This is a genomic window from Neorhizobium petrolearium (genome assembly GCF_017873175.1).
Lineage (GTDB): Bacteria > Pseudomonadota > Alphaproteobacteria > Rhizobiales > Rhizobiaceae > Neorhizobium > Neorhizobium petrolearium.
In genome coordinates this window covers 204,070-222,793 of sequence record NZ_JAGGJW010000001.1, presented here as the reverse complement: position 1 = coordinate 222,793, position 18,724 = coordinate 204,070, and the positions used below count along the sequence as shown (strand labels likewise).

General features: G+C 61.0%; 20 protein-coding genes, 2 tRNA genes and 1 riboswitch. Of the genes, 14 read left to right on the top strand and 8 right to left on the bottom strand.

Annotated features, from left to right (window positions below; genetic code table 11):
- Window positions 1–285: 285 nt before the first annotated feature.
- The 6 genes from J2046_RS01165 to J2046_RS01140 are packed head-to-tail and all read left to right on the top strand — an operon-like array spanning window position 286 to window position 3,043.
- Window positions 286–468: a hypothetical protein gene (locus tag J2046_RS01165; RefSeq protein WP_210048205.1), complete on the top strand. Its 183-nt coding sequence runs from the start codon at window positions 286–288 to the stop codon at window positions 466–468.
- The gene (locus J2046_RS01160; protein WP_210048195.1) at window positions 465–647 is read left to right on the top strand and encodes a hypothetical protein; all 183 of its coding nucleotides are present in this window, start codon (window positions 465–467) and stop codon (window positions 645–647) included. Before J2046_RS01165 ends, J2046_RS01160 begins: the two co-directional genes overlap by 4 nt.
- 38 nt (window positions 648–685) lie before the next feature.
- A complete protein-coding gene (locus J2046_RS01155) occupies window positions 686–928 on the top strand; it encodes a hypothetical protein (RefSeq protein WP_210048193.1) in 243 nt (80 codons plus the stop codon).
- Window positions 921–1,760 carry a phage Gp37/Gp68 family protein gene (locus J2046_RS01150; protein ID WP_210048184.1) on the top strand — a complete coding sequence of 280 codons (840 nt, stop codon included), beginning with the start codon at window positions 921–923 and terminating at the stop codon, window positions 1,758–1,760. The genes J2046_RS01155 and J2046_RS01150 overlap by 8 nt, the downstream gene beginning before the upstream one ends.
- A gap of 36 nt (window positions 1,761–1,796) precedes the next feature.
- Window positions 1,797–2,000, top strand: coding sequence for a hypothetical protein (locus J2046_RS01145; protein ID WP_210048182.1), 204 nt, complete (start codon window positions 1,797–1,799; stop codon window positions 1,998–2,000).
- Window positions 1,982–3,043, top strand: coding sequence for a tyrosine-type recombinase/integrase (locus tag J2046_RS01140; protein WP_210048180.1), 1,062 nt, complete (start codon window positions 1,982–1,984; stop codon window positions 3,041–3,043). The genes J2046_RS01145 and J2046_RS01140 overlap by 19 nt, the downstream gene beginning before the upstream one ends.
- A gap of 80 nt (window positions 3,044–3,123) precedes the next feature.
- On the opposite strand, the gene J2046_RS01135 is transcribed toward J2046_RS01140, so the two are convergent.
- Window positions 3,124–3,197, bottom strand: a tRNA-Gly gene (locus J2046_RS01135).
- Window positions 3,198–3,253: 56 nt separating this feature from the next.
- The gene (locus J2046_RS01130) at window positions 3,254–4,348 is read right to left on the bottom strand and encodes a 2'-deoxycytidine 5'-triphosphate deaminase (protein WP_210048178.1); all 1,095 of its coding nucleotides are present in this window, start codon (window positions 4,346–4,348) and stop codon (window positions 3,254–3,256) included.
- Window positions 4,349–4,419: 71 nt separating this feature from the next.
- Window positions 4,420–4,498, top strand: a riboswitch (SAM riboswitch).
- Between the two features lie 47 nt (window positions 4,499–4,545).
- Between J2046_RS01130 and J2046_RS01125 the strand changes: the two genes are divergently transcribed.
- The 3 genes from J2046_RS01125 to J2046_RS01115 all read left to right on the top strand — a co-directional run bounded on the left by J2046_RS01125 (window position 4,546) and on the right by J2046_RS01115 (window position 8,129).
- On the top strand, window positions 4,546–5,730 hold the full coding sequence (locus J2046_RS01125; protein ID WP_037159015.1) for an O-succinylhomoserine sulfhydrylase: 1,185 nt from the start codon (window positions 4,546–4,548) through the stop codon (window positions 5,728–5,730).
- 317 nt (window positions 5,731–6,047) lie between these two features.
- Window positions 6,048–6,440 (top strand): Co2+/Mg2+ efflux protein ApaG, encoded by a 393-nt coding sequence (gene apaG, locus J2046_RS01120; RefSeq protein WP_210048176.1) that lies wholly within the window; start codon window positions 6,048–6,050, stop codon window positions 6,438–6,440.
- 114 nt (window positions 6,441–6,554) lie between these two features.
- Window positions 6,555–8,129 (top strand): tannase/feruloyl esterase family alpha/beta hydrolase, encoded by a 1,575-nt coding sequence (locus J2046_RS01115; protein ID WP_210048174.1) that lies wholly within the window; start codon window positions 6,555–6,557, stop codon window positions 8,127–8,129.
- A gap of 36 nt (window positions 8,130–8,165) precedes the next feature.
- On the opposite strand, the gene J2046_RS01110 is transcribed toward J2046_RS01115, so the two are convergent.
- The 3 genes from J2046_RS01110 to J2046_RS01100 all read right to left on the bottom strand — a co-directional run bounded on the left by J2046_RS01110 (window position 8,166) and on the right by J2046_RS01100 (window position 11,498).
- Window positions 8,166–9,155 (bottom strand): Hsp33 family molecular chaperone, encoded by a 990-nt coding sequence (locus J2046_RS01110; RefSeq protein ID WP_210048165.1) that lies wholly within the window; start codon window positions 9,153–9,155, stop codon window positions 8,166–8,168.
- Window positions 9,156–9,331: 176 nt separating this feature from the next.
- On the bottom strand, window positions 9,332–10,249 hold the full coding sequence (gene argF / locus J2046_RS01105; protein ID WP_210048163.1) for an ornithine carbamoyltransferase: 918 nt from the start codon (window positions 10,247–10,249) through the stop codon (window positions 9,332–9,334).
- Between the two features lie 52 nt (window positions 10,250–10,301).
- The gene (locus tag J2046_RS01100; protein WP_210048161.1) at window positions 10,302–11,498 is read right to left on the bottom strand and encodes an aspartate aminotransferase family protein; all 1,197 of its coding nucleotides are present in this window, start codon (window positions 11,496–11,498) and stop codon (window positions 10,302–10,304) included.
- Window positions 11,499–11,903: 405 nt separating this feature from the next.
- Here J2046_RS01100 and J2046_RS01095 point away from each other — a divergent pair, with 405 nt between their 5' ends.
- Together J2046_RS01095 and J2046_RS01090 are read left to right on the top strand one after the other, a co-directional pair.
- Entirely contained in the window at window positions 11,904–12,437 is a 534-nt protein-coding gene (locus J2046_RS01095) for a GcrA family cell cycle regulator (RefSeq protein ID WP_037159029.1), read from the top strand.
- Between the two features lie 186 nt (window positions 12,438–12,623).
- Complete coding sequence (locus J2046_RS01090) at window positions 12,624–13,058, top strand: PACE efflux transporter (protein ID WP_210048159.1); 435 nt, start codon at window positions 12,624–12,626, stop codon at window positions 13,056–13,058.
- A gap of 91 nt (window positions 13,059–13,149) precedes the next feature.
- On the opposite strand, the gene phoR is transcribed toward J2046_RS01090, so the two are convergent.
- The gene (phoR, locus tag J2046_RS01085; RefSeq protein ID WP_210048149.1) at window positions 13,150–14,388 is read right to left on the bottom strand and encodes a phosphate regulon sensor histidine kinase PhoR; all 1,239 of its coding nucleotides are present in this window, start codon (window positions 14,386–14,388) and stop codon (window positions 13,150–13,152) included.
- Between the two features lie 218 nt (window positions 14,389–14,606).
- Between phoR and ppk2 the strand changes: the two genes are divergently transcribed.
- On the top strand, window positions 14,607–15,488 hold the full coding sequence (gene ppk2 / locus J2046_RS01080) for a polyphosphate kinase 2 (RefSeq protein WP_210048141.1): 882 nt from the start codon (window positions 14,607–14,609) through the stop codon (window positions 15,486–15,488).
- Between the two features lie 2 nt (window positions 15,489–15,490).
- On the opposite strand, the gene J2046_RS01075 is transcribed toward ppk2, so the two are convergent.
- Window positions 15,491–16,723, bottom strand: coding sequence for a hypothetical protein (locus tag J2046_RS01075; RefSeq protein WP_210048133.1), 1,233 nt, complete (start codon window positions 16,721–16,723; stop codon window positions 15,491–15,493).
- A gap of 250 nt (window positions 16,724–16,973) precedes the next feature.
- On the opposite strand from J2046_RS01075, the gene J2046_RS01070 reads away from it, so the two are divergent.
- The gene (locus J2046_RS01070) at window positions 16,974–17,930 is read left to right on the top strand and encodes an NAD(P)H-dependent flavin oxidoreductase (RefSeq protein ID WP_210048131.1); all 957 of its coding nucleotides are present in this window, start codon (window positions 16,974–16,976) and stop codon (window positions 17,928–17,930) included.
- A gap of 129 nt (window positions 17,931–18,059) precedes the next feature.
- A tRNA-Thr gene (locus J2046_RS01065) sits at window positions 18,060–18,135 on the top strand.
- 68 nt (window positions 18,136–18,203) lie between these two features.
- Here the strand turns inward: J2046_RS01065 and J2046_RS01060 are convergent.
- The gene (locus J2046_RS01060; protein ID WP_037159996.1) at window positions 18,204–18,458 is read right to left on the bottom strand and encodes a DUF6074 family protein; all 255 of its coding nucleotides are present in this window, start codon (window positions 18,456–18,458) and stop codon (window positions 18,204–18,206) included.
- Window positions 18,459–18,724: the final 266 nt, after the last annotated feature.

The following is an 18,724-nucleotide window of genomic DNA, read 5'->3' as shown; positions in this document are numbered from 1 at the left end:
CGCGCCTGGCCCTGATCGGAGCCGGGCGCGTCGCGTTTTGGATGGGCGCTTGCCGAATCAGAAGCCGACGCGGCGCTTATCCCGCAAAATGCCAATCGGGAACGAAGCAAGAAACATGCGGTATATATACCGTATTTCTGTTGACGCGGGATAAATACCGCATTATCGTCTCTCCTTGTCCGGCATCGTCCCCCGTGCCGGCTATCCCCGCCGAGAACGGCCGGCGCGCCTGTTACCCCCTTGGGCGCGCCGGTCGAGCGGGAAAACCCAGCCAAGGAGAGAGCAGTGAGCCGTATCTTGAAGACCAGTGCCCGCAACATCGAAACCGAGATGTTCGATCTTTACCGCGAACGCGGTGCCATGACCGACGCCGACCTGATCCGCGCCGGTTTCACCCAGGAAGAAATCGCAACCCACGCCCCGAAGGTGGCCGCCCGCATCCGCGAGGCCGGACAGGTTGCGGCATGAACGCCCGCGCCATTCGCATCGAGCCCTTCGCCGACGGATCCACGCGCGAGCGCCGCGCCGATCCCGATCTGCTCGACATCCTCGCGACTGTCCATTTCTGGCGGCTGCGCGCCGTCGAATTCACCCTTCTGAGCCTGATCGTCTTCAGGCTCTGCTTCGCCATCGCCTGCCGCCTGTGAGGGGCGGCAGTCATTCCTTTTGAACGGGGACGAAACCCATGAAGATCATACGCGATGCCAAAGTGCTGATCGGCCTTCTCGAAAGGGGCGATCTCAACAGGGAGTTTTCCGACACCCTGCACAATACCCAGAAGGCACTTGCCGAACTGGTCGAGAGCGAATGGTTCGTCGGCAGATACGGCCTTGTCATCCGCAACGCCCGCCCGGTCACGTTTATCGCGGTCAAAGGGCAGCTCGGATTTTTCGAATGGCGCAAGATGCTGGAGGCCAATCATGGCTGAAAACTCCCCGATCTCATGGACGCGCCACACCTGGAACCCCTGGATGGGATGCACAAAGGTCTCGCCAGCCTGCGACGGCTGTTATGCTGAAGCGCTGATGGACAAGCGTTATGGCAAGGTGAAGTGGGGACCGCACGCCGAAAGGGTGCTGACGTCGCCGGGCAACTGGAAGCTCCCGTATCGCTGGCAGCGGCAGGCCGAGCGCGACGGGGAGCGGCCCTTCGTCTTCTGTGCATCGCTTGCAGACATCTTCGACAACCAGATCAATGCAAAGTGGCGCGCCCACGCGTTCGAGGTCATGCGCCGTACTCCAAACCTCGTTTATCTCCTGCTGACGAAACGCCCCCAGAACATCATCAGGCTTGTCGCCGATGTCGGATATCTGCCGCCGAACGCGGCCATCGGCGCCACGATAGAGGACCAGCCGCGGGCGGACATCAACCTGCCGGCGCTCGATCGGGCGTTTCGCGCCCTGCCTGCCGCGTTCTCGTTCGTATCCTGCGAACCTCTGCTTGGCCCGATCGTCATACCGCCGCACCTGATGCCGCATTGGGTGATCACCGGCGGTGAGACCGACCAGGGCGGCCACAAGGCCCGGCCGACGCACCCGGATTGGTTCAGATCGTTGCGGGATCAGTGCGCGGCTGCCGGCGTTCCGTTCCATCACAAGCAGAACGGCGAATGGGTTTCCGTTTCGGAAGTCGCCGGGCCGGGCGCGCACTTCACGTTTGAAGACGGCGCCACCGTGCGGCGCGTCGGCAGGCACCTTTCGGGCCGCACGATCGATGGCGTGACTTACGATGCATTCCCGGAGGTTCGCGATGGATTTTGACAATGGCCAGCCGGACCATGAGCGGAGGGCGAAGTGATGGCACGCCGCGCCGGCATCCGCGCCACCGACATCAAGACGACGCTCGCCGCACTCAAGGAGAGCGGACTGACGCCTTGCGCATTGGATACCTTGCCGGATGGCGGCATGCGGTGGCATTTTGTCCCCCAGAAGGCGTCTGAAGAGGACGAGATCGATCGCGAAATCAAGGAGAATGAGGCCAGGTGGTCCAAGTCGAGTTAAAAGGCATCCACACCGTCAAGATCAGGAAGAACGGCCGCATCTTCGTCTATTATTATGCATGGCGAGGCGGCCCGCGGCTGGAAGGCGTTCCGGGCACGGCCGAGTTCATGGCCTCCTACAACGAAGCCATCGAGATCCGGCACGCCGTCGACGACACAAAACTCCAATCCGTCATCAATCATTACAAGAAGACGGAATTTCCGAAACTTTCCGATTCCACCAGGCGCGTCTGGTCGCCCTGGCTCGACAGGATCTCCGCGCAGTTCGGCCAGATGCGGACGGCGACATTCAATCACCATGAGAAGATCAGGCCGTCTATCCGGCGCTGGCGAAACCAGTACGCCGAAACGCCCCGCACTGCCGACCTCGGCATGCAGGTCTTGTCCCGCATCCTTTCGCACGCGGTCGACCCTCTGGGAAAGATTGCTTCCAACCCTTGCGAGGGCATCAAGCACCTCTACACCAGCTCCCGCGCCGAGATCGTCTGGACCGATGACGATATAGCCCAGATCAAGGCAGTCGCCTCGGATGAAGTCTGTTTCGCCGTCGACCTCGCGGCTCACACCGGCTTGCGCGTCGGAGATCTCGTGCGTCTGTCATGGTCTCACGTCGGCGAGGATGCGATCGTCATCACGACGGGCAAGAGCAAGCACCGGCGGGAAGCCGTCGTTCCGCTTTACGATGATCTCAGGAGCCTCCTGGGCAGGATCCCGAAGCGCTCGCCGGTCATCCTGACGAACAGCCGCAAGAAGCCATGGACGAACGACGGCCTCGCAAGTTCGTTCTGGACGGCGAAGGTCGAAGCGAACATGCAGGAGCGCGATCTCCACTTCCACGACCTGCGCGGCACGGCAGCGACGAAATTCTATATCGCCGGCCTGTCTATCCGGGTGATCGCGGAAATCATGGGCTGGGAAGAGGAATACGTCGAGAAGATCATCAAGCGCTATGTCGCGCGGGGAGCGGCCACGCGCGAAGCGATTCGGCAGATCAACGATGCCCGCCAGCGCCGTGCGGATGATGCCAAAAAGAACGGCCGATGAACACGCAGGTGTAAAACTGACTGTAAAACCACGGTTTGTTCTGAAGGCTTTAAAACGCCGGAAGTGCCTTAGGATCAAGGTGGAGCGGGTGAAGGGAATCGAACCCTCGTATTCAGCTTGGGAAGCTGCTGCTCTACCATTGAGCTACACCCGCTTGCGCGTTGAGACTTTCAACAGATGGGGCTGCGTGTCAAGCGTTCCCGCTTTCGATCATGCACGAAAATGTTTGGAGAGCTTCAGGCCCTGCGCCTGATAGTTCGAACCGACACCCGTGCCGTAAAGCCCTTCCGGCTTTTCCTGCATATGCTCGTAGACGAGGCGACCGACGATCTGGCCGTCCTCCAGGATGAAGGGCACTTCATGGCTGCGCACTTCGAGCACCGCCCGGCTGCCGCGGCCGCCTGCGGCTTCATGGCCAAAGCCCGGATCGAAGAAGCCGGCATAATGAACGCGGAATTCGCCGACCAGCGGGTCGAAGGGCGTCATTTCGGCTGCATAGAGAGGTGGAACGTGCACGGCCTCGCGCGAGACAAGGATATAGAATTCATCCGGATCGAGGATCAGTTCGGTGCGGCCGCGGCTATAGAGCGGCTCCCAGAAATCGAAGATGTCGTGCTGGGCTTTCTTGTCGACATCGACCACCGCCGTGTGGTGCTTGCCGCGATAACCGATCAGCCCCTCTTTGTCGCCGGTGAGATCGATCGACAACGCGATGCCGCCGCCCGAAACGTTCGGCCTGCTGGCGGCGACGAGAACCTGGTCGTTGTGGAGTTGCAGCAACTCCGGCTCGCCGAGCAGGGCATTCCCCACCCGGAAGCGGATCTGCGACAGACGCGAGCCGCGGCGCACGACGATCGGGAAGGTGCGCGGCGAGATCTCGAGATAGAGCGGGCCGGAATAACCGGCCGGGATCTTGTCGAATTCCTGCGCGTAGTCGGTGATGACGCGGGTAAAAATGTCCAGCCGGCCGGTCGAGCTCTTCGGGTTAGCCGAGGCCGACATGCCGGCCGGCAGGTCGAGCCTTTCCATCAGCGGCACGATATAGACGCAGCCGGTTTCAAGCACCGCGCCTTCCGAAAGATCGATCACATGCAGTTTCAGACGGTCGAGCTTGTCGGATACGAGGTGCGTGGGGCCAGGCATGAAGCTCGCGCGGACGCGGAAGGCTTTCGTGCCCAGGCGCAGGTCGAGACTTGCGGGCTGGATCTGATCAAGGTCGAGCTCCCGCTCGGAAGTGAGCCGTCCACTTTTGAAAAGCGCCGCAATCGCGCGGTCCGCCAGAATGCCTGTTTCGCGAGCCATCATGTCTCTTCCGTATTTCAGGTGACAAAACCAAATCGAGACCATTGACGCAAGAAGGCAGCGGGCGTATGGCAGCTTTATCCCGTGGTGATTTGGCCGGTCGGCTTGCAGCCACGTTAAATAAGTGGCTAAAAAGACCGGGTGCCAAACCGGTCTGCTTTTGCGACCGGTTTTTTTGTTGTTGAAGGTGGGAACTTAACATGACCAAGACATGGCGCCCGGCAACCCAGCTCGTTCACGGCGGCACGTTGCGCTCGCAATATGGCGAAACCTCGGAAGCGATCTTCCTGACCCAGGGCTTCGTCTACGATACGTCGGAAGCCGCCGAGGCCCGCTTCAAGGGCGAGACGGACGGCTTCATCTACGCACGCTACGGCAGCCCCACCAACGACATGTTCGAGAAGCGCATGTGCATGCTGGAAGGAGCCGAAGACGCGCGCGCCACCGCCTCCGGCATGGCCGCCGTCACCGCCGCAATCCTGTGCCAGCTGAAGGCCGGCGACCATATCGTCGCCGCACGCGCCCTCTTCGGCTCCTGCCGCTGGGTGGTCGAGACACTCGCTCCGAAATACGGGATCGACTGCACGCTGATCGACGGCCGCTATCTCGAAAACTGGGAAAAGGCGATCACTCCGAAGACCAAGGTCTTCTTCCTGGAAAGCCCGACCAATCCCACACTGGAAGTGGTCGATATCGCCGGCGTCGCCAGGCTTGCCAACCAGATCGGCGCGAAAGTGGTGGTCGACAACGTCTTTGCAACCCCGCTCTTCCAGAAGCCGCTGGAGCTCGGCGCGCATATCGTCGTCTATTCGGCAACCAAGCATATCGATGGCCAGGGCCGCTGCCTCGGTGGCGTGGTGCTGTCCGACAAGGCCTGGATCGACGAGAACCTGCACGACTATTTCCGCCATACCGGCCCGGCCATGTCGCCGTTCAACGCCTGGACGCTTTTGAAGGGGATCGAGACCCTGCCGCTGCGCGTCAAGCAGCAGACTGAGAGCGCCTCGAAGATCGCCGATTTCCTGGCCGAGCAGAGCCAGGTGGCGCAGGTCATCTATCCGGGCCGCAAGGACCATCCGCAGGCCGATATCATCGCCAGGCAGATGACAGGCGGCTCGACGCTCGTCGCCTTCGAGCTGAAGGGCGGCAAGGAAGCCGCCTTCAAACTTCAGAACGCGTTGGAGATCGTCAGAATTTCCAACAATCTGGGTGATTCCAAGAGCCTCATTACCCATCCGGCCACGACGACGCACAAGAACCTGACGGACGAGGCCCGCGCGGAGCTCGGCATTTCGCCCGGCACCGTACGCTTTTCCGCTGGCATCGAAGACACCGAGGACCTGCTCGAGGATTTCGCGAAGGCGCTTTCCGAAGTTACGGCCTAACGATCCGGCATGGTGAGTCCGGTCCTGCCGGATTCACCATATCAGTTATCCCTAATTTCAAGAAACGCTCACACTCCGTTGTTCAAACCGTGAGAATTCTTGACGTTTCAGCAGCCCTGTACAATATCGGCCAGTGTGGTGGATTGAAATTCGCAGTATTGTTCGCGGCAAGCGCTGCGGCGAACTTCCAATCCAAAACCACACTGGAATTATAAAGCTGCTCATGTTCTTTGGATTCGGAAGTTCGCTCCAAAGTTGCTGCGAAGTATGACGAACTTCGAAATCAGAAACGCAAGTGAGCATTGTTGAGGTGCCGCATGTATCGCGCCCGGACACGAGATATCGAAGTCGCTGTCGAACCCTACTATCTGGAGGAGCAATCCAATCCGGAGGAAAGCCGCTACGTCTGGGGTTACCGCATCGTCATCGAGAACCATTCGCCGATCTCCGTCAGGCTGGTCCATCGCTACTGGCACATCACCGATCAGAACGGTGTGGTGGACGAGGTCGACGGTCCCGGCGTGGTGGGCGAACAACCCCTGCTGAGACCCGGCGATTCCTATGAATACTCCTCGGGCTGCCCGCTCGACACGCCGTCCGGCATGATGTTCGGCCATTACGACATGCAGACGGATGCGGGCGAAACCTTCGAAGTGACCATCCCCGCCTTCTCTCTGGATTCGCCCGGCCTCCTGCGCGTACTCAACTGAACCGCCGCGGCGGAGACAACCCCGAGGTTATGGGTTGTGCCGTTTTTCTATTTGTTGCTCCTTTCCTCTTCCGGCATTCTCAGTCCGTCAAAACGGTCTTTGGGAGGAGCCTTGATGACCCGTCCTCTTCTGCTCGCGTCCTGCGCCCTTTTGGCGCTCGCAGCCTTCACACCCGCGCTGGCGCAGAACAAAAGCAGTTTCCTCGACATGAAGGACAGGCCGGATTTTTCGGCCGCCACCGTCTCGCCGCAGATCGCCTGCGGGATGCTGAACGGCCAATCCTTCGCCGAGGTAACCATGCTGAAGGCCACACATGCGGCTGGCGCCGGCAATGTGCCGGGCCATTGCCAGGTGACCGGATATATCCGACCGCAGATCCGCTTCGAGATCACCCTGTCCGACAACTGGAACCGGCGGCTCTACATGTTCGGCAATGGCGGTTATGCAGGCGAGAACCTTGCCGCATCATCACGCATCGCGACGCGCGATGCCGCACTTTCGCGAGGTTTCCTGACAGTCCAGCAGAATACCGGACATGACGCAGCCACCTACAAGCTCGGCGATTTCGCCCAGGACCTCGATCTCCTGATCGACTACGGTTCACGTGCCGTGCATGTGACGGTCGAGACGGCGAAGGCGATCGCCGCACGTTATTACGACCGGCACCCTTCCTTTTCCTACTGGGATGGCTGCTCGACAGGCGGGCGCCAGGGGCTGATCTCAGCGCAGCGTTATCCCGGCGATTTCGACGGCATCCTAGCCGGTGCGCCCGTCCTCGACCTCACCAACACGCAGATATGGGGTGTCTGGAACGCCCGGGCGCTCATCAAGGCGCCGATCAGCAAGGCGCAGCTTCCCGTGCTGGCCAAGGCCGTGATGGACAAATGCGACGGGATCGACGGCGCCAAGGACGGGCTGATCGCCGACCCGCGTCAATGCAATTTCGATCCCGCCAGAGACCTGAAGACCTGCGAGGCCGGCGGTTCCGACTGTTTCACCAATGCGCAGGTGGAAACGCTGAAGACATTGGCGGGCGGCGTGAAGATCAAGGGCGAGACGGTGTTTCCTGGCGTGCAATACGGCACCGAGGGCGTCGATGCCTCCGGCAGCAGCGGCTGGGACATGTGGATGGTCTCCGAAGAGGGACCGAGCCGGCAGCTCGCCTATGGAGAAACCTTCGTGAAGAACATGGCGATGCTGCCCGCCTCCGGCAAGGCGATCGACTGGAAGACCTTCGACTTCGACACGGAATATCCAAAGATCGGCATGATCCGGGAGATTGTCGACGCGACCAATCCCGACCTCAGCGAATTCGAAAAGCGCGGCGGGCGGATGATCACCTATTTCGGCTGGTCCGACCCGGCGCTCAACCCGATGATGGGGGTCAATTACTACGAATCCGTCCGCAAGCAGATGGGCGCCGAGCGGACTGCGGAATTCTACCGCCTCTTCATGGTGCCCGGCATGTACCATTGCAGCATGGGCTACGGCACGGACGTCTTCGACGCCTTCACGCCGCTGATGGATTGGGTGGAAAACGGCAATCCGCCGGAGGTGATACAGGCCGCTCAGGTGAAGGACGGCAAGCCTGCCATGACACGGCCGCTCTGCCCCTACCCGCAGGTCGCAAAATATTCCGGCAGTGGCGACCTCAAGGACGGCACCAACTTCCAGTGCAAGATGCCATGAGATGAAAAAGGCGGGAGGACACTCCCGCCTTCGACTTCAAGCCGCGGCGAATTCGGTCGCCTCGTAGCGATACGTGGTCGAGCAGAACTCGCAGGTGACGGCGATATGGCCATCTTCCTGGCTCGCCTCGATCTCCTCGGCGGTAAAGCCGTTCAGCACGCTCTTGATCTTCTCGCGCGAACAACTGCAGCGGTCATAGACGGTCTGCGGTTCGTAGACCCTCACCCCGCGCTCATGGAACAGCCGGAACAGCAGCCGCTCGATCGGGACCTGCGGGTCCGTCAGCTCGTCCGTGTCGATCGTCTCCACCAACGTGCGCGCTTCCGTCCAGGCATCGTCCTCGGTGAAATCGAGCTCGCGCTCGTCGCCGTCACCGCCATGCAGGTCCGGCTGGCGCATGCGTTCCGGCGCCTGCGGCAGGAACTGGGCGACCAATCCGCCAGCCCTCCAGTTGTGGCGCGGCCTGCCTTCGGCATCGCGGTCGAAAAGCTCGGCAACACCCAGACGCACCCTGGTCGGAATCTGCTCCGACTGGCGGAAATAGACGTCGGCAATTTCCTCGAGCGACGAACCGTCGAGCGGGACGATGCCCTGATAGGGCTGCATGCCCTTGCCCTGATCGATGGTGAAAGCAAGCACGCCGTTGCCCAGAAGATCGGGTGGAGAGGTTCGATCTTCCTCGATGGCCTCGGCAAGCGCCTCTTCGTCGTAGCGGGCATAGGCGCGCAGAGCATCGGGCGTGGAAAAGTCAGCGACCAACAGATCGACCGGACCGTCGCCTTTGGTCTGGACGGTGAACTTGCCATCGAATTTCAGCGAGGTGCCGAGCAGCGCGGTCAGCACGATCGCCTCGGCAAGCAAACGCGCAACCGGCGCCGGATATTCGTGGCGGCCGAGAATGGCATTGAGCAACGGCCCAAGCTGCACCGCCCGTCCACGTACGTCCAAGCCTTCCACCTGGAAGGGAACGACGCGGTCATCTCCAGCAAAATCGAGATCGTTCAGTACCACAGTCGCTTCCGCCATGACTTCACTCCTTCGCGCCAGCAGTCTTACACAAGCGCCAGCCCGAGCGGAACCGCTGGCTGGAGGAAAAGACGTGGCGATGTATGTTGAAACGCCGCTTCTTCAAAACGCGGCGGGATTGACAGCCGGTAGATGGGACCGGCTGCATTGAAAATCAAGACTGAGCGCAATGAGGCTCAGACAGCGCCAAAGCACCAGGCGAGGATGGACTTCTGGGCATGCAGGCGGTTTTCCGCCTCGTCGAAGACGACCGACTGCGGACCATCGATCACCTCGTCGGTGACTTCCTCGCCGCGATGAGCGGGCAGGCAATGCATGAAGAGCGCGTCCTTGTCCGCCCGTTTCATCAGCGCGCCGTTGACCTGGTAGGGCTGGAAGATGTTGTGGCCACGCGCCTTGTGCTCCTGGTTCATGGAAACCCAGGTGTCCGTGACGACGAGATCGGCGCCGGTGACCGCGCGTTCAGCATCATGGCAGAGCATGATATCGCCGCCGTTGTCGCGCGCCCAGTTCAGGAACTTGTCACGCGGTTCGGACCCCATCGGCACCGCCATATTCATGCGATAGCCGAAACGAGCAGCGCCTTCCACGAAAGAATGCAGGACGTTGTTGCCGTCGCCCGTCCAGGCGAAGGTCTTGCCCTTCACTGGACCACGATGCTCCTCGAAGGTCATCAGGTCGGCCATGATCTGGCAGGGATGGGTGTCGTCCGTCAGGCCGTTGATGACCGGCACGGTCGCATGTTCGGCCATTTCCATAAGGCGCGAATGATCGGTGGTGCGGATCATGATCGCATCGACATAGCGGGAGAGGACCTTTGCCGTGTCGCCGATCGTCTCGGCGCGACCGAGCTGCATTTCAGTGCCGGAAAGAAAGAGCGTCTCGCCGCCGAGCTGACGCATGCCCACATCGAAGGAAACGCGGGTGCGCGTCGAAGGCTTTTCGAAGATCATCGCCAGCATCTTGCCGGCAAGCGGCTTTTCCGCCGTGCCCGCCTTGGTCGCCTGCTTGCGGGTCTTGGCGTCGTCGAGGATCGTCCTCAGATCCGCCGAAGACATGGCGGAAAGATCGAGAAAATGTTTCGGTGCGGCCATCTTACGGTTCCCTATAGAGAGGGAACCATCAAATGGCGCCCCCTTCTGCCCCTCAGGCTGATTTCTTCAGTTCGGCGGAGGAGAGCTTTTCCGCCGCCTTTTCAAGACGGGCAAGCCCCTCGCGGGCCTCCTCGACGGTAACAGTCAGCGGCGGCAGGAGGCGCACCACGTTGTCGCCGGCCGGAACGCCCAGCATATGTTCGCCGCGCATCGCCGCAACGAGATCACCCGCCGGTACCTTCGCCTTGATGCCGAGGAGCAGACCTTCGCCGCGGATTTCCTCGATGACATCTGGGAAGCGATCCTTGAGGCCGGCAAGCCCCTGGCGGAAGATCAACGATACGTTGCGCACGTTTTCCAGGAAGCCATCGGCAAGGATGACATCCAGCACGGCATTGCCGACCGCCATGGCGAGCGGGTTGCCGCCATAAGTCGTACCGTGGGTACCGGCCGTCATCCCCGAAGCCGCATCCGCGGTCGCGAGGCAGGCGCCAACAGGGAAGCCGCCGCCGATGCCCTTGGCGAGCGCCATGATATCCGGAGCGACACCCGACCACTCGTAAGCGAAGAGCTTGCCGGTGCGGCCTACGCCCGTCTGCACTTCGTCGAAAATCAGGAGCAGACCATTGTCATCGCAGATCTTGCGCAGCGCCTGCAAGAATTCCTTCGGAACCGGACGGATGCCGCCCTCACCCTGGATCGGCTCGATCAGGATCGCAGCCGTATTTTCCGTGATGACCGCATTCAACGCGTCCAGATCGCCGAAAGGCACCTGGTCGAACCCTTCGACCTTCGGCCCGAAGCCTTCCAGATATTTCGCCTGACCGCCTGCGGCGATGGTCGCAAGCGTGCGGCCGTGGAAGGCGCCTTCGAAGGTCACGATATGGAACCGCTCCGGATGGCCCTTCACATACTGATAACGGCGGGCTGTCTTGATGGCGCATTCCAGCGCCTCCGCACCGGAATTCGTGAAGAACACCTTATCCGCGAAGGATTTCCCAACGAGGCGGCGCGACAGCGTCTCCTGCCCGGGCACCTCATAGAGATTAGAGGTGTGCCAGACCTTCTCTGCTTGCGCCTTCAGCGCTTCAACGAGATGCGGATGGGCATGACCAAGCGAGTTGACCGCGACACCCGATCCGAAGTCGAGATATCGCTCCCCGCTTTCCGTCACGAGCCATACACCCTCGCCACGCTCGAAACGCAACGGGGCCCGGGCAAAGGTGTCGAAAAGCGCGGCTTCAGCCATGGCGACATCACTCCTCTAGGCAAACCAAAAAGCCGTGGAACCGGCCAAAAAATCAAAAATGCCGCCCACTGGGCGGCGGTGGCACTATCGATGTTTAGGCTATGAATGTCAACAAACCGCGGCATTTTGCGTGACTTCGGCTAGGAAACAGACAAGCGCCTTCACATGTGACAAAAATGACTCTCCCGAACAGCAAGTTGGGGAAAACCACGAAATCGATTCCTGCAGATTCCTCCGACTCTTGCCACGGAGTCAGCCTCACACTAGGTTAATCGTCAATTACTAGACTGCAAGCGGCGGAACTAGTCACCTCAAGCATAGATGTAGTGGGTGCTGTGGAATGATGTCCTCAGCAAAGGTGGAAGGATTCTGCATGCCTGCAACGTTCAACGGCGGAGAACGGGCATGAACTGGACAGACGAGCGTGTCGAGAAACTCAAGAGATTGTGGTCGGAAGGCCTAAGCGCCAGCCAGATCGCTGCGCAATTGGGGGGCGTGAGCCGCAATGCTGTGATCGGCAAAGTGCATCGCCTCAGCCTGCCGGGCCGAGCGAAGGCCGGGGGCACCGTGGCAACCGGTCGCAGCACCACCAAGCGCACGACGTCTGCACCCCGGGCTCCGAACTACGCCTCCCGGGTTACGACCCGGACCGTCGCCCGTGCTGTCGGCGCGACCGTCATGAAGGAGGAGATCGAGGTCGACTCCTTCCAGGAAATGGAATACGTGCCGGCCGGCAATGTCGTGGTGCCGATTTCCCGCCGCCTGGCACTGACGGAACTCACCGAGCGCACCTGCAAATGGCCCGTCGGCGATCCACTCAAGGAAGATTTCCACTTCTGCGGCTGCGACTCCCCGGATTCCTCACCTTATTGCAACTACCATGCCCGGCTCGCCTATCAGCCGGTGCACGACCGCCGCAGAGCCGCCGCCCGGGCCTGAAAAAACGGCACGAGGATGAATTGAAAGCGGGCTTCGAGGCCCGCTTTTTTCTTGCGCTTGGCAGCCATGCCTTACAAGACTTGCCGAGTGGTTCGAAAGCCCCTATCTCAACGGAGCGAGGACGGCCTCCCCCGTATCGGGCCAAGACTTCGGGACGACCCGGAACCAACCCATTCGGGGAGTATCATGCGCTCGACCAGCGACCGTATCCGCCACGCCATCAGCTTCGAAGTTATCGCGCTGCTCATCGTCACGCCACTTGGTGCGCTTGCCTTTGGCAAGCCGGTCTCCGACATCGGCGTTATCGCAATCGGCGGTGCGACGATCGCCACCGGCTGGAACTACCTCTACAATCTCGGCTTCGACCACCTGATGCGGCGGCTGACCGGGGGCACCCAGAAGACGCCGGCAATTCGCGCAGGACATGCCATCCTTTTCGAGGTAGGCCTGCTCATCGTGCTTCTGCCGTTCGTTGCCTGGTATCTCGATATCAGCCTGTGGGAAGCGCTGATCATGGACCTCGCCTTTGCCGCCTTCTACGTCGTCTATGCCTTCGTCTTCAACTGGGCCTATGACCGGCTTTTCCCGCTGCCGGAATGGCAGAAGGCAGAGGCGCGTTGATGCGCACCTCTTTTTTCGCCGTCAGGATTCCATAAGACAGGCTGTGAGTGCGAAAAGCGCCATCCGCTGCCTCGCAGGCACCCGGTTTACATCAGAAGCGTACGGTGAACTCACTTCCCTTGCCGACTTCCGACTTCACGATCAGGCGCGCCCGGTGACGGGTAAGGATATGCTTGACGATCGCAAGCCCGAGACCGGTGCCTTTTTTTGAGCGACTGTCGGCAACGCTGACCCGGTAGAAACGCTCCGTCAGCCGCGGAACGTGCTCGGCGGGAATGCCCGGCCCCTGATCCACGACGCTTACCTCAACCGGCTTCGATGGTCCGTTCTTAAGATAAACATCGACGAACTTGCCTTCCTGACCATATTTGCATGCATTCTCGATCAGGTTCTCGAAAACCTGGACGAGCTCGTCGCGATCGCCCAGCACCTCGACCTTGCCCTCAGGCAGGTGCGTGCGAATTTCCACCCCGAGGTCTTCGGCAAGCGGCAGAAGCGCATCCCGCACATGGCCGATCAGAGGCCTCAGATCGACGGTCTGATCGGGAGCGATATGGGATTTGAGCTCCAGGCGGGAAAGCGACATCAGGTCGTCGACGAGGCGGCTCATCCGCGTCGCCTGGTCGAACATAATGGCAAGAAACCGCTCCTGGGCTGCCGGGTCAGACCGTGCCGGTCCTTGCAGCGTCTCGATAAAACCCCTCAGCGACGCAAGCGGCGTGCGCAATTCATGGCTTGCATTGGCGACGAAATCCGAACGCATCCGGTCGATGCGGCGCAGTTCCGAAATGTCCTTGAACGACAGAAGGTAGAATTTCTGCACCTCGTCGTCCGGGATCTCGGGCGCCCGCTCACCGAGATCGATCGGCGCGACACGCAGCATATAGACGCGTTCGGAAGGCAGGCGTTCGGAATGCTCGATCTGGTTCGGCTCGTCCGTGGCGATGGTCTCGCGCACCATGTCGAGAATGCCGGGCGAGCGTAGCTTCGCGGAAAGATGCGAGCCGGTGGGCAACGCACCGAAAGCCTTTTCCGCCGCCTTGTTCTGAAAAAGGACGGAGGCATCCTGCCCGAGCACGAAAGCCGGAATATCCAGCGCCCCGAGGGTTGCAGCCACCTGCGGCAAGGGATCGAAAACCGGTTCCTCCTCTTCGACAATCTCCGGCTCCGCGACCGGCAAGACGGCCGGCTTGCGGGCCACCACGACGAGGACCAGCAGCAGCCAGCCGGCAAGCACACCCGGCCATGCCATGCCGGCCAGAAGAGCAAGGGAGGCAACGAGCGTCAGGAGCAATAGCAAAGGCCGTTCCTGGCGGGCCTGGACAACCATCTCGCCCGAACTCCGCCGCCATTTTTCCAATACTGACTCCACGATCCGACTCGCCGTTCCCACAAGTTGAACACGCGCACATATATGCCTTGCGTGACAGATATACATCGCCTCCAATGGACCGATCAAAAAAACCGCGCTCACATGACGGTAGCCGGATTTCGAACCTGCGTTACATTTGAAAGTCGCTCCGTTCGCAACATTGAAGGAAGAGAATCATGGTGGATGTCACTGAAAGCCGGGCTGTCGACCTCAGGATAGGCGGCAAGATCAGGCGGTTCGACATCGACGATCCCAAACTGCCGGATTGGGTTGACGACAACGCGCTCAGCTCGGACGGTTATCCCTATGACGACAAGATGGACGAGGATAAATACGAGAAGCAGCTCGAGAAGCTGCAGATCGAACTCGTGAAGGTACAGTTCTGGCTGAAGGCGACCGGCAAGCGGCTGATGGCGCTCTTCGAAGGCCGTGACGCCGCCGGCAAGGGCGGCACGATCTTCTCTATCCACGCCTATCTCAACCCGCGCTCGGCCAGGGTTGTGGCGCTCAGCAAACCCACCGAGACCGAAGCCGGGCAATGGTATTTCCAGCGCTATATCGCGCATTTCCCGACCGCCGGCGAGATCGTGCTCTTCGACCGCTCCTGGTATAACCGCGCCGGCGTCGAACCGGTCATGGGTTTTTGCACGCCGGAACAATACAAAGATTTCATGAAGGCCGTGCCGCGCTTCGAGGACACTATCTTCGACGAGGGCATCATCTTCTTCAAGTTCTACCTGAGCATCGGCCGGGAAATGCAGCTCAAGCGCTTCCACGAGCGCCGGCACGATCCCTTGAAGATCTGGAAGCTCTCACCGATGGACATCGCCGCGCTCGACAAGTGGGACGACTACACCGAAAAGCGCGACGCGATGCTGGAAAAGACGCACGAAAAGGAAACGCCCTGGGCAGTGGTGCGGGCGAACGACAAGCGCCGCGCCCGCATCAATGTCATCCGCCATATCCTGCAGTCACTCGACTACGACGGCAAGGACAAGAGCACCATCGGCGAGGTCGATGACAAGATCCTAGGCTTCGGGCCGAAATTCCTGAAGTAGAACTATTGGCCCGGCAGGATGCGCACCGAATAAAGCAGCACCGGCCGGTCGGCGCCGTCGAGGCCGCTGTTGACGATCAGGCGGCCGGGACTATTGGGCGCTAGCGACCGTTCGAAGGTGACGCGGAAGAGCACATCCTGCTTCTCCTGCGTTGCCGTGAACCGATGGCGGCTGCAGTTGCCGAGGCTGCCGAAATCGCAGCGCACCGAGAGTTGCACGGAACTGTCCTGGGCCGATTGCAGCGTCAGCGCCACCGTCGAGCTCTTGCCGGCCATTTCTCGCAACACTTCCGGCGGTACATCGATTGCCACGTCGCCGCCTTCGCCGGGCGTGGCGGATACGATGCGGACGGCCTGTCCCTCCGCTCCCGCCACGGCCTCCACCTGCGCCTGGTTCCCAGGCTTCAATTCCGCAGCCCGGGAGGGAACGAAGATTTCCGCCCAGTCATCGGAAAACCCGCTTCGCGGATCAAAGGCTATCGGTCTCTCTCCCGATCCTGCGGCGGTGGCCCGGTCGGCCGCCTTCATCGCCTCCTCGATAAACGACTGAACCATGCCGGACTGATAAAACCACCAGCAGGCGCCACCGACGACGGCGAGCGTGATCAGCCATGTCATGAGATGCGAGAGGAAACCGCGGCGCCGGCGCGGCTTCGCAGCGCGCTCCGGCGGAACGTCCAGGGTCGTGCCGGAAGGTGGTGCCGGCGCCTTCTTTGCCTTTGCGGCCTTGGCAGGCTTCGCTGCCGGAACGGCCTCGAGGCGCTCTGCACGGGCAGCACCGAGACCGCCGAGATCGCCCGAAGACCCCATCGGCGCGGCTGCCGCCGCCTCAACCGGGGGAGCGGTGGAAGCAGCAGGCGCGGTCGTCGCCGATCGCGTTTCGCCATCGAGCATGACCTCCGGCTCCCGCCTCGCCGGCCCAGAAGCGGCGGTCGTCTGGACAGGCGGATCCACACGCTGTGGTTCCGGGTCATAGGGAAGTCTGGTATCGAACTCGACGACAGGCATTGGCGCCGGTTGCTCCAAGCGCTTAAGTTCCTCCGCCTCGATCTCCTGAATTTTCCGCTCCAGCAACTCCTGCTGCTGCATGATGGTCAGCCGGTCGGAGACGCCCTGCTTGCGAAGACCGGCATCCAGCGCCTGTCGTGCCGACTGATAAATACGGGCCCTGACTTCCCGGTTCACCCGATCCGAGCGTTCCAGTGCGTTCCTTATGGCCGTTTCCAAACCGCTCACTGCCGGTCCTTCTTCCTTCTTGTTCCCGACACACGGGGATTCACGTTTCGGTAACCTCTCCGCAGAAGAACTGCAAGCGCCGCCTGCCCGCTGCACCATTGCGAAAAATAAGGTGAGCTTATGTTCCGGCCTGGCCCTGGCGATTTCAGCATGCCACGGTTGAAAAATATTACACCGACTTTTCGCGCCCTGCAGCATCTGCTAGGGAGATTTACGTTTGCGTAAAAGTAAATCGGGAGGGACTTACCGCATGCTTCCAGCAATCCTCAAGGACAGGCTGCGCCTGCCCGTGGTGGCGTCGCCGCTTTTCATCATCTCCCATCCGGAACTGACCCTGGCGCAGTGCAAGGCCGGCGTGGTCGGCGCCTTTCCGGCACTCAACGCCCGGCCGGAGAGCCAGCTCGACGAATGGTTGGCGATGATCACCGAGGATCTGGCCGCCTACAATGCCGCGAACCCGGAAAGGCCCGCAGCTCCCTTCGCCGTCAACCAGATCGTGCACACCTCCAACAAACGGCTGGAGCACGATCTCATGATGTGCGTGAAATACAAGGTTCCGATCGTCATCTCCTCGCTCGGTGCGGTGCCGGAGGTCAACGCCGCAGTGCATTCCTATGGTGGCATCGTGCTCCACGACGTCATCAACAACCGCCATGCCAATTCAGCAATCCGCAAGGGCGCGGACGGGCTGATCGCGGTCGCAGCCGGCGCCGGAGGCCATGCCGGCACGCTATCGCCTTTCGCCCTGGTGCAGGAAATCCGCGAATGGTTCGACGGTCCTCTGCTGCTTGCGGGCGCAATCGCCACCGGCGGGGGAATCCTCGCCGCCGAGGCCATGGGAGCGGACATGGCCTATATCGGCTCGCCCTTCATCGCCACCCATGAAGCGCGCGCTTCCGAAAGCTACAAGCAGATGATCGTCGATTCGAACGCTGCCGACATCGTCTATTCGAATTACTTCACCGGGGTTCACGGCAATTATCTCAAGGGCTCCATCCGGGCCATGGGCATGGATCCGGATGACCTGCCCGCCGCCGACCCGTCGAAAATGGATTTCGAGACGGCCGTGAGCGGACCGAAGGCCTGGAAGGAGATCTGGGGCGCGGGACAGGGCGTCGGCGCAGTCAAAGCGGTGGTTCCCGTCGCCGAACTCATCGACCGGCTGGAGGGCGAATACCGCACGGCATGGAAACGCCTCGCGCTTTGAGCCCGGGCATCGACGAGGCAGGCCCATTTCAGGAAAATCGCAAAGCGGATCAAATCCCGGCTTGAAATCGCAAGTTTTTGCCTGTATCAGCCGCATCACTTGCAGCCGGCCGAGCCGCCCGCTGCCCGTGCCGCTTTAGCTCAGTCGGTAGAGCACATCATTCGTAATGATGGGGTCACGTGTTCGAGTCACGTAAGCGGCACCATTTTTCCTCAAGCACGTGGAAATTTCCATCGCCAGGCCGGCCGGCATCGGGCTGCCGAGCATGGAGTCTCATCCCGCTGCGGCGTCCGAATCCGCTTCCGCAAAGAGCGCCTGCAGTTCCATCTGAACCGCATGCATAAACAAACCTGCCTGCCGCGATATCTCTTCCTCCGCCATTCCCTGCCCCCTGAGCGCTGCGGCAAAGCCCGTGATCTCCGATCGCCAGAAATGGTTTGCGGCCTCCCCATGGAGCCGCCGGAGGGCTTCTGCGCATCGTCTTACATCGCCGGTGCGCCGATCGGCCGGGAACTGCAGAACCGTCATTTCATCTCCATCACTGTTACGCGAATCGCCTGAGAATGCAGGCACCATCGCCGCCGATCCTTCACAAAGGGTGAACCGGTCCACCGGGCGTATTTCCCGCAGCCTCTCGCCAGAGCTACCCCACAAGGCCGCTGAAGCACGCCTCACCAGGCCGGGGAGCGAATTTTCCCACGAAACTCGCAAAATACGCCTTTTTGTCAGGTCAGGCGTCCGATCAGGCGAATAGCCGAGATCCAGTGAAAATGGTCACTTTCGGGCATTCACCA